This is a genomic window from Pseudoxanthomonas kalamensis DSM 18571, from assembly GCF_010211745.1.
GTDB classification, from domain to species: domain Bacteria; phylum Pseudomonadota; class Gammaproteobacteria; order Xanthomonadales; family Xanthomonadaceae; genus Pseudoxanthomonas_A; species Pseudoxanthomonas_A kalamensis.
The window spans coordinates 1-610 of the sequence record NZ_PDWQ01000080.1 but is presented as its reverse complement, the minus strand read 5'-3'; the positions used below and the strand labels follow the sequence as shown (position 1 = coordinate 610).

The window sequence follows — 610 nt, the reverse complement described above, 5'->3', positions numbered from 1 at the left end:
CCTGATGCAGCGCGGCGAAATCGGCCAGCCGGCGCACATGGGTGAGACCGCCGGCGTGGACGATCGTGGTGCGGATGTAGTCGATCAGCTGCTGCTCGATCAGGTGCTTGCAGTCCCAGATCGAATTGAACACCTCGCCCCCCGCCAGCGGCGTCACCGTGTGCTGGCGAATGATCTCGAACGCACGCTGGTTTTCCGCCGGGGTGGCATCTTCCAGCCAGAACAGCCGGTACGGTTCCAGATCGCGGCCCAGGCGTGCGGCTTCGATCGGGGTGAGCCGGTGGTGCGCATCGTGCAGCAGCTCGATCTCGTCGCCATGGTCGGCGCGCAGTTGCTCGAACAGGCGCGGCACGACGCCGAGGTAGCGCGGCGTGGACCATACGGTTTCGGTGGGCAGCTCGCTTTCGGCCGGTTCGTACGGCTTGCCGCCGACAGAAATGCCGTAGGTCTTCTTGATGCCGGGCACGCCGCATTGCGCGCGAATGGCGATAAAGCCCATCTCGCGGAAACGGCCCACTTCGTCGCTGGTTTCGGCGATATCGCGCCCGTTGGCATGCCCGTACACCAGCGCACCTTCGCGTGAGCGCCCACCGAGCAGCTGATACAGCGG

The 610-nt window shown here is 65.7% G+C and carries 1 protein-coding gene; it reads right to left on the bottom strand.

Going from position 1 to position 610, the window contains the following annotated elements:
- On the bottom strand, nt 1-610 hold a 610-nt coding region (locus CSC70_RS14095; RefSeq protein ID WP_281349627.1), incomplete at both ends, for an enolase C-terminal domain-like protein.